Source organism: Pseudomonas sp. MF08875 (assembly GCF_059862525.1).
In genome coordinates this window covers 1-7,370 of sequence record NZ_JCBCUW010000092.1, presented here as the reverse complement: position 1 = coordinate 7,370, position 7,370 = coordinate 1, and the positions used below count along the sequence as shown (strand labels likewise).

The following is a 7,370-nucleotide window of genomic DNA, read 5'->3' as shown; positions in this document are numbered from 1 at the left end:
TTCGCAGAAAATTCTGTGGTGCTGCCCTGCTATTTCTTCGAGTTTGTAACCAAGCATCTCTAGAAAGATATTGCTCGCATAGATTACGCTCCCGTCTGGCCTGAATCTGATTTCCGCGACATTTCGATTTATTGAATCAAGCTGCCACTGTAGTTCTGAGAGCTTATTTTCTGTGTCCAGCAGTTGTTTGTTTTTATTGAAAAACATAATCATTACCTTTGTGCAAATAAAATAATACTTGGGGCCTAATTTATACTGTATCGGTTAGCGCAACCGCTTCTTGAGAGCATAGCTCTTTATAGTTGGTAAATTAGCGATTTGCAGCCATGTGTCATATTGAGCTATACCCTAACCGGACGTCAGGCAAGGCCGCTCCGAGTCGTCAGAATAGAGTGGTCTTTCGCATTCGTTGACACATGCCCGCGAAGGTCATAGATTTCAGCCTGACAGAAATGGTGTCGTTTTCAGAAGACGGCTGCACTGAACGTCAGAAGCCGACTGCACTATAGCAGCGGAGGGGTTGGATCCATCAGGCAACGACGGGCTGCTGCCGGCCAATAGCCGACAATGACGACACTGGAAATCCCCGCCTGTGAGCGTCGGCTCAGGGCGGGACAGCGTCATCCAGCTACCTGCGCCACTGACTCAGCCTTGTCCAGCCGGCCGCGCCGCACGAATAGACTGACCAGCCGTTGACGGATCGCCACCTGGAGTTCCGCCAGTTGTTCCGGCGTGATGCGAATTTCACCCGCTCGACGAGCGCAACACCGGCGCCGCCTACGCCAAGAACCGGCGAATCGAACTCAAACTCACGAACCGCTGAGCGCCGCGTCACCGCGCTGCTGCGCCAGCCAGTCGCGCGGGGCGCAGCCCATGCGCACGCGGAAGGCGCGCGCCAGAGCGTTCGGGCTGCCGTAGCCGACGCGGTCGGCCACCACCGCCACCGGCCGCCCCTGCTTGAGCAGGGTGCAACTGACGTTCATCCGCCAGTCGGCCAGATAGTCGCCCGGCGTGACGCCCACCGCGTCCTTGAACGCGGCGGCGAAGCGCGCGCGTGACATGCCCGCCTTCGCCGCCAGCGCCTCGAGCGACCACGCGGTCTGCGGCGCATCGTGCATGGCGGTTATGGCGCGCGCGAGTTTCGGGTCGGCCAGGCCCGCCAGCAGTCCGGTGGCGCCAAGCCGCCCATCCATCAGATAACGCAGCAACTGGATCAGTAGCAACTCGCACAAGCGGTCGATGGCGGCCTGCCGACCGCACTGGTCGCGCTCGGCTTCGGCAAACAGCAACTCTAGCGTCGGCCCGAGGCCGGGCAAGTCCGCCAACGGAATCAGCAGCATCGACGGCAAGGCCATGGCCAACGGATTGCCCGTCGAAGCGCCCAGGTCGACCTCCGCACACAACCGCTCAGCGGTATCGCCGGGGGCGGCGACAAAACGATGCGACGCCACGCGCGGATAAAACAGCAGGCTCGGCTCGGTAACCAGCAGATCTTCATGCACGGGCGAACGCGCCGTAATCGGGCCGCGCCGCACCAGATGGATATAGCCATGCGGCGCCGCGTAATGATGCTGCCCACAGAAGGCGCCGCTGTGAAAAACGCGCGCCGAAAGCGAGTAGTGCCGGAGCAAGCCGGCCAGTCGATCCGCCATTCCACTCTCCATATAAGACGATAGGTTACGTATTTGATACTTTACGTGCCATATCGTACCAAACAAAGGGCGATCATGCCCACGTGCTCTTGCACCTCACCCACTACGGAGATAGACATGACCCAAATCGCCCCCCTGACCATCGACACCGCTGACGCCGCTACCGCTGCCACACTCAAGGCCGTCAAAGCCAAGCTTGGCATGGTGCCGAACCTGTTCGCCACGCTGGCCCACGCGCCGGCGGCGCTCAATGGCTACCTCGGCTTGTCCGAAACGCTGGGCACCGGCCGCCTGAATGCCTCCCAGCGCGAGATCGTTGCGCTCGCTGCCGGTCAAGCCAATCGCTGCCAGTATTGCCTGAGCGCACACACCCTGATCGGCAAAGGTGCCGGACTGTCGGCAGAGGCCATCGCCGCGGCCCGCACCGGCCAGGCGGCCAACGCACTTGACGATGCAATCGCCGGCTTTGCCCGCGCGCTGGTCGAGCAACGCGGCGTGGTGTCGGCCGACGCCATGGCCAACTACCGCCGCGCGGGGCTCGACGACGGCCTGATACTGGAAGTGATCGCCAACGTCGCGCTGAACACGCTCACCAACTACACCAACCACATCGCCGACACCACGGTGGATTTCCCCGTGGTCGCCGTCTGATCTCCATAGGCATATAAGGAGAACACGATGAAAATCGCACTCACCGGCGCTCTGCTCGCCAGCGCCCTCGTCCTGCCACTGGCCGTCACGGCCGGCGACTTTTCGCCCTATGTGGACAGCCAGGGCGGCATCAGCCGCCCCACAGACTTCCGCACAAACTTCGTCCACCTGGGCTCATATGCGGTGTTGGACGAAAAATCCGCCTCTCGCGGCTTGCACGATGTGTACACCGAAAAGGCCTCGGCCGAGCACTACCGCAAGACCGGCAAGTTCTTGGACGGCGCCACGCTGGTGAAAGAGATCCGCAAGCTCGAAACCAGCGCCATGACCACTGGCAACCCTGTGGTCTGGGGTTCCGATGCGGCCGTGTGGTTCGTGATGGTCAAGGACGCCAAAGGCCGTTTCGCCAGCAACCCCTTGTGGGGCGACGGCTGGGGCTGGGCGCTGTTCAAGGCCGACGCCCCCGCCAAGAATGTCGCCGTCAGCTACGAAGCCGACTGCATGGGCTGCCATGTGCCGGCGGCCAAGACCGACCGCGTATTCATCCAGGGCTATCCGACACTGACCCAGCACTGACTTGCTGCCGGGTTACGCTTCGCGCAGGATGGCACCTCCGTCCTGCGCGAGCCACCCTTTCCGGAAGCGCGCCATGCCGACACTCGACGCCTTTCTGACCGACGTCCGCGCCTGCACGCGCTGCGCACCGCATCTGCCACACGGCGTGCAGCCGGTCTTCCAGTTTCACCCGAGTGCGCCCATCCTCATCGCCGGCCAAGCACCGGGGGCCCGGGTCCATGCCTCAGGCGTGCCCTTCGACGACGCCAGCGGCGCGCGTCTGCGCGCCTGGCTGGGCGTGGACCGCGACACCTTCTACGACCCTACCCGCATCGCCATTCTGCCCATGGGCTTCTGTTATCCGGGCACCGGCAAAAGCGGTGACCTGCCGCTACGCCCGGAGTGCGCCCCCCGCCTGGCGCGAAGCCTTCATGCAGCGTTTCGAGCGCCTGTCGCTGGTCATCGTGCTGGGCAGCTACGCCATGGACTACCACCTCGGTACTGGCAAGACGCCGCTCACCCGGGTGGTCGAAGCCTGGCGCGAGCACTGGCCGCAAGCGTTCCCCCTGCCTCACCCTAGCCCGCGCAACAATCGCTGGCTGGTGCGCAACCCCTGGTTCCAACAAGACGTGCTGCCCGCGCTGCAAGCACGCGTCCAGGCAGTCCTCACCGCCAACCCCAAGGAAACCCCATGACCGACGACACCGCCGCCATTACCGAGCTGCTGCACAAGTACTACGACACCCTGGCCTGGGCGAACGGAGACAGGCACCGGCTTTGGAGCGATGAACGACGGCTTCAGGTGCGGTAGCTGACGCCTGGGACCTCAATCACCGTATGACCGGGTCGAAAGCGGTCCTTTCTCTGACAACATCGCCCTAGCCCGCACTCAACCCCCACAACACATCCAGCACATGTTGCGTAGGCCGCTCGACGTCCCCACCACGGTGGGCAATACCAAGTTGACGCCACAATAAGGGCTGTAATGGCCGCATGACGATCCTGGTATCGGGCAATGGCGTGGAGGCTTCATGCGGCAACAACGTCGCACCATAACCGGCCGCCACTAGGCTTTTGATCGCATCGTTGTAGTTCAGTTGAATACGCGGCGTGGGCTGCCGTCCATCACTGGCGAACCACTCCGAGGTCAAGCGCGAAAGCCGAGTAGTTTTGTCATTCAGAATTAATGGCTGGGCGGCCAGCCAACCGGGGGTCACAACATCCGGGCATTCCCAGCGAGCCGGCAAGAAGGCCATGACCGGGTCCCGCCGCCATGGCTCGATCCGCAATTCCTTCACCGGGGTCTGTGGCAGCGCGACCAGACCGATCTCCAAAGAGCCCTCGGCAAGCTTCTTCAAAGTTTCCTGCGACGTGAGCACCGCGACCTGCACATCGATAGCGGGATGGCGTTGGCCCAACGTCTCCAAAGCTTGCGGCATCAACTGTGCGATGGCCCCTGTGGAGGCACCCAGCCGCACACGCCCGGCCAAGCCCTGCACCTGACGCTCCACGTCCTCAAGCGCCTGCTCCGCATCCGCCAACAGGCGCCGCGCGCGCTCCACCAGCGTTTCTCCAATCGCCGAAGGCTGAATGCGCCCACGTGTGCGCGACAACAGCTTTCCGCCAACCCGCGACTCCAGGTCGGCAATATGCAAACTGACCGTGGGTGGCGCGAGGTGCAGCACACGGGCCGCCTCGGCAAACGAACCCAGGTCGGCAATGGCCACCAACGTGCGCAGACGGTCCAGGCTGATTTCGCGCATGAGTCACTCCTTGTTCAGAAAAGCTGAATTTCATCGTTTAGAAATTCAACTTTTCCTATCTTAGCCCCTCACTGAAGATTGGAACTCCTGATTTCCTATGTCCGAGAGCATTCCATGGCAAGTCCTCTTATATTCATCGACGGCGACCAAGGCACCACCGGGTTGCAAATCCATCAACGTCTACGCGACCGGACCGATCTGCGGCTTATCACGCTCAGCCCCGAACATCGCAAGGATCCGCAACGTCGCGCCGAAATCATCAACGCCTGCGACATCGCGATTCTCTGCTTGCCCGACCAAGCCGCACGCGACGCTGTAGCGAGCATCGAAAACCCCGCCGTTCGGGTGATCGATGCGAGTTCGGCGCACCGCACCCATCCAGACTGGACCTATGGTTTCGCGGAGATGAACTCGCAGCAGGCCCAACGCATCGCCACGGCACGGCGGGTCAGCAATCCCGGTTGCTATCCCACGGGGGCGATAGGGCTGCTGCGCCCATTGCTGGAGGCCGGGTTGCTGCCCAGGGACTATCCGACGAACATTCATGCTGTGTCGGGCTATTCCGGAAAAGGGCGCGTTGGCGTGCAAGAGCATGAGGGAGAGGGCGCATCACAGGCGCCCGCGTTTCAGGTTTATGGTCTGGGGCTGGCACACAAACATATTCCGGAGATTCAGCAGCAAAGCGGTCTGATGGAGCGGCCGATGTTTGTGCCGGCTTATGGGGCTTTTCGGCAGGGGATCGTGCTGACCATACCGTTGCAACTTCGCTTGTTGGCGCCGGGCGTGGATGCGGTGCGGTTGCATGCGTGTCTTATGCAGCACTACGTCGATGCGGACCATGTACAGGTGATGTCGATGCAGGAGGCCAAAGGGTTGACGTGCCTTGATCCTCAGGCGCTTAACGGGACTGATAGTTTGCGATTGGTGGTGTGTGAAAATGATGAGACGGGGCAGGTTTTGTTGGCTGCGGTGTTTGACAATCTTGGGAAGGGAGCCGCTGGAGCGGCGGTGCAGAATCTGGATTTGATGGTTGCAGGAACATGACTCCGACTACCCACTGGCTCTAGAGTCTATGGCTCGAATTTTCGAGCGGTTGTTTCCTCTCTGTTTATGGCCTGGCATCGACGGCATTAAACGAGTCGAAAACAGAATCTACGCGTGTCAGCAGTTTGCAATCCAGTCAGGCTTTGAAGTTAAACGGTCGTCCACGACAGGCAGCAATCGGCCAACAGCGGCCGTTTTAGAGTAGGGAAAATAAATCCCCTTTTCTGCTGTCTACGCTTCGCAGCGCCGGTTACCCGGTCACCACGCAAGACTCGCTTCCGGTCGGTGGCTAACCTTTACCGGGCGGGGGTCATACCCGCTGGGTTTCTTACGCCATTTCGTGACGGCTTGCGCCGTCATTCCCAGGCGACCAAGCTTTGCCTGGCGCACATAAATCAGTCCCCTTTTTCTCTTTGCGCAGCAATGGCGTCGATCCTTCGCGCCTGCAAACCTTTGGTGCAGGCTCCAGCTCGCCCATTGCCCCCAACGACACCGCCGAGGGTCGCGCCCAAAATCGCCGCGTTGAAATCAAACTGGTGCCCCGTAGCGGCGCTGTAGCTCAAGGGTAATGGTGCCTTGGTGCTCTTTTCGTCGGATGCCCAGCTATCTTTTAATGGGTTACGGGCGATTTGCAGTGGGCTCCAAAACCTGGCCTCAGGAGGTGCAAGCTCCCGTGGCACCGGCTTTGGACTGGGCAGACCAATACGCCGGCCCATAAGCCCATAAGGATCCCGGCCTCGGCCGGGTTCTTTATGCCCGCTTCGCGGGCTTGAGCCCAGAAGGGAGCGGCGTGCGCCGGATTCGCATCTGCCAGCCAGTACGCAGCCCGTTTGGAACTCAGTTGATCCGTCTTTTTCAACGGTTTAACAGCCAAATCAATACGTTCACAAGTACACTCGCCACCCTAGGGATGGTGAAGCATCCACGAGCGGTACTAGAATTTTCAGCTTTTCGGTGCCGCCGCACGAATTCAAGGGGCAAGCATGGATTACGAACAACTGCCGAGGGCCGCCTTGGTCCGTATGCTGCAGGAGCATGATGCGGCGCTTGCCGATGCTGGCAAGAATGGCATCGTTATGAGTTACACCGGGCGGGCTGCTCCCTGGCAGATCATCCGCCAGGTCAAGCCGAAGCTGCATCGTATTATCAAGAAAGTATCCTTTGGAGAGGAAACCGCCCAGTCAGAGAATGAGATCTGGGACGGTGAAAACCTTTCTGCGATGGTCACGCTCTATAAATATCGTGGTCAAGTTGATCTTGTAGTAACAGACCCGCCGTACAACACCGGCGAGGACTTCCGCTATAACGACAAGTGGGACAAGGATCCAAACGATCCAGATCTCGGCGATGTAGTTCCTAAAGATGATGGGTCCAAGCACAGCAAATGGTTGCGCTTCATGACACCCAGAATCTGGATGATGCGTGAGATGCTAACCCCAGGCGGGGTTATGGCTATCTGTATTGATCATAGGGAACTATTTAGACTTGGCATGCTCATGGACGAAATCTTCGGCGAAGAGAATCGCATTGGCATAATCAATTGGCAGAAAAGCTATTCACCTCGCAGTGATAATAAGGGGGCGGCGGCGAAAACTGAGTGCAACACCTGACCTTTCCGGTACGGTGCTGTCCCTATGTCTTATTCCGAACTCAGCGTTGAAGAGCGCGCCACCATTCAAATCGGTCATGCCCAAGGTTTCAGCCT

8 protein-coding genes and 3 pseudogenes are annotated in these 7,370 nt (G+C 60.0%); 8 read left to right on the top strand and 3 right to left on the bottom strand.

Annotation, left to right across the window (positions count from 1 at the left end):
• Together AC19YT_RS27800 and AC19YT_RS27795 are read right to left on the bottom strand one after the other, a co-directional pair.
• Window positions 1-207 (bottom strand): annotated as a pseudogene (locus tag AC19YT_RS27800) (hypothetical protein); the annotation flags it as partial.
• Window positions 208-809: 602 nt separating this feature from the next.
• The gene (locus AC19YT_RS27795; protein WP_003464996.1) at window positions 810-1,652 is read right to left on the bottom strand and encodes a helix-turn-helix transcriptional regulator; all 843 of its coding nucleotides are present in this window, start codon (window positions 1,650-1,652) and stop codon (window positions 810-812) included.
• A 75-nt stretch (window positions 1,653-1,727) separates the two neighbouring features.
• Here AC19YT_RS27795 and AC19YT_RS27790 point away from each other — a divergent pair, with 75 nt between their 5' ends.
• The 4 genes and pseudogenes from AC19YT_RS27790 (at window position 1,728) to AC19YT_RS27775 (ending at window position 3,553) form a co-directional block, all read left to right on the top strand.
• On the top strand, window positions 1,728-2,303 hold the full coding sequence (locus AC19YT_RS27790) for a carboxymuconolactone decarboxylase family protein (protein ID WP_003464997.1): 576 nt from the start codon (window positions 1,728-1,730) through the stop codon (window positions 2,301-2,303).
• A 27-nt stretch (window positions 2,304-2,330) separates the two neighbouring features.
• Window positions 2,331-2,879: a cytochrome P460 family protein gene (locus AC19YT_RS27785; RefSeq protein WP_003465000.1), complete on the top strand. Its 549-nt coding sequence runs from the start codon at window positions 2,331-2,333 to the stop codon at window positions 2,877-2,879.
• Window positions 2,880-2,907: 28 nt separating this feature from the next.
• Window positions 2,908-3,228, top strand: a pseudogene (locus AC19YT_RS27780) (uracil-DNA glycosylase family protein); the annotation flags it as partial.
• Window positions 3,229-3,289: 61 nt separating this feature from the next.
• Complete coding sequence (locus AC19YT_RS27775; RefSeq protein WP_003830781.1) at window positions 3,290-3,553, top strand: uracil-DNA glycosylase family protein; 264 nt, start codon at window positions 3,290-3,292, stop codon at window positions 3,551-3,553.
• Between the two features lie 183 nt (window positions 3,554-3,736).
• On the opposite strand, the gene AC19YT_RS27770 is transcribed toward AC19YT_RS27775, so the two are convergent.
• Window positions 3,737-4,621, bottom strand: coding sequence for a LysR family transcriptional regulator (locus tag AC19YT_RS27770; protein ID WP_003465017.1), 885 nt, complete (start codon window positions 4,619-4,621; stop codon window positions 3,737-3,739).
• 114 nt (window positions 4,622-4,735) lie between these two features.
• Here AC19YT_RS27770 and argC point away from each other — a divergent pair, with 114 nt between their 5' ends.
• The 4 genes and pseudogenes from argC to AC19YT_RS27750 all read left to right on the top strand — a co-directional run.
• Entirely contained in the window at window positions 4,736-5,665 is a 930-nt protein-coding gene (gene argC / locus AC19YT_RS27765; protein WP_003465021.1) for an N-acetyl-gamma-glutamyl-phosphate reductase, read from the top strand.
• 413 nt (window positions 5,666-6,078) lie between these two features.
• Window positions 6,079-6,234 (top strand): annotated as a pseudogene (locus AC19YT_RS27760) (OmpA family protein); the annotation flags it as partial.
• 414 nt (window positions 6,235-6,648) lie between these two features.
• Window positions 6,649-7,275 carry a DNA methyltransferase gene (locus AC19YT_RS27755; protein ID WP_003465024.1) on the top strand — a complete coding sequence of 209 codons (627 nt, stop codon included), beginning with the start codon at window positions 6,649-6,651 and terminating at the stop codon, window positions 7,273-7,275.
• Between the two features lie 24 nt (window positions 7,276-7,299).
• Window positions 7,300-7,370 (top strand): helix-turn-helix domain-containing protein (locus tag AC19YT_RS27750; protein ID WP_146469857.1); only part of this gene is annotated, 71 nt, incomplete at its 3' end.

Coding starts and splice junctions, on each gene's coding strand:
- AC19YT_RS27795 (WP_003464996.1), bottom strand. CDS start 1,652: ATGGCGGATCGACTGGCCGGCTTGCTCCGGCACTACTCGCTTTCGGCG.
- AC19YT_RS27790 (WP_003464997.1), top strand. CDS start 1,728: ATGCCCACGTGCTCTTGCACCTCACCCACTACGGAGATAGACATGACC.
- AC19YT_RS27785 (WP_003465000.1), top strand. CDS start 2,331: ATGAAAATCGCACTCACCGGCGCTCTGCTCGCCAGCGCCCTCGTCCTG.
- AC19YT_RS27775 (WP_003830781.1), top strand. CDS start 3,290: ATGCAGCGTTTCGAGCGCCTGTCGCTGGTCATCGTGCTGGGCAGCTAC.
- AC19YT_RS27770 (WP_003465017.1), bottom strand. CDS start 4,621: ATGCGCGAAATCAGCCTGGACCGTCTGCGCACGTTGGTGGCCATTGCC.
- argC (WP_003465021.1), top strand. CDS start 4,736: ATGGCAAGTCCTCTTATATTCATCGACGGCGACCAAGGCACCACCGGG.
- AC19YT_RS27755 (WP_003465024.1), top strand. CDS start 6,649: ATGGATTACGAACAACTGCCGAGGGCCGCCTTGGTCCGTATGCTGCAG.